Annotated in this window: 1 protein-coding gene and 1 pseudogene; both read right to left on the bottom strand. The window is 65.7% G+C overall.

Going from position 1 to position 609, the window contains the following annotated elements; genetic code table 11:
• On the bottom strand, positions 1-198 hold a 198-nt coding region (locus HX846_RS37025), incomplete at its 3' end, for an LLM class flavin-dependent oxidoreductase (protein WP_178967438.1).
• Positions 195-609, bottom strand: a pseudogene (locus tag HX846_RS37020) (LLM class flavin-dependent oxidoreductase); the annotation flags it as partial. The pseudogene HX846_RS37020 and the gene HX846_RS37025, both read right to left, overlap by 4 nt.

Genomic DNA, 609 nt, shown 5'->3' with positions numbered 1-609 from the left:
GGTTCGCTCGGCCACCGCCGCCAGCAATACCAGCGGCGACGGCAGCCGGCCGAAGCCGTTGCTCAGGTGGTGCTGGGCAATCCAGCCACCGTCGAAACCGAGGGCCTCGGCGACTTCGAATTGTTCGATCAGGTCGCGGTAGACCTGCTGTGGATCGTCGCCAAAGGCGTGGCTGAGAAAGCCCAGTTTGAAGCTCATGTGAGGGTTCCTTGGGGCAGTGTCGGTTGCCAGCCCAGGGCCGGGGCGATCTGTTCGCGGATGATTTCCAGCGCGCGGATCGCCTCCCGCAGCGGGGTGCTGGCGGTCTGTACTTGCAGCACCAGGTGGTCGTTGGCCGTCAGTCTCGGCCCTTGCTGCAACTGCTCGATGATCTGCTCGACCGGGCCGTGCAGGATGCCGAGGCGCCTGAGGGTGGCGTCGAAATCATCATCCACCGGCGCCTTGTACACGCCGATGCTCTGTTGGCGTTGCACGTAGGCCTGGATATCGTTGCGCGTGGCGGCGTCCGGGTTCGGGATCAGCGCCTGTACCCGGGTGACACGGGGCGGGGTGCCGTTGTCACCGGTCCAGGCGTTGCGGTAGCGGTTGACCAGTTCTACCCCGGCTTCG

The organism is Pseudomonas sp. K5002 (assembly GCF_013386655.1).
Classification (GTDB): domain Bacteria; phylum Pseudomonadota; class Gammaproteobacteria; order Pseudomonadales; family Pseudomonadaceae; genus Aquipseudomonas.
This window is presented reverse-complemented; position numbering and strand designations above follow the sequence as displayed.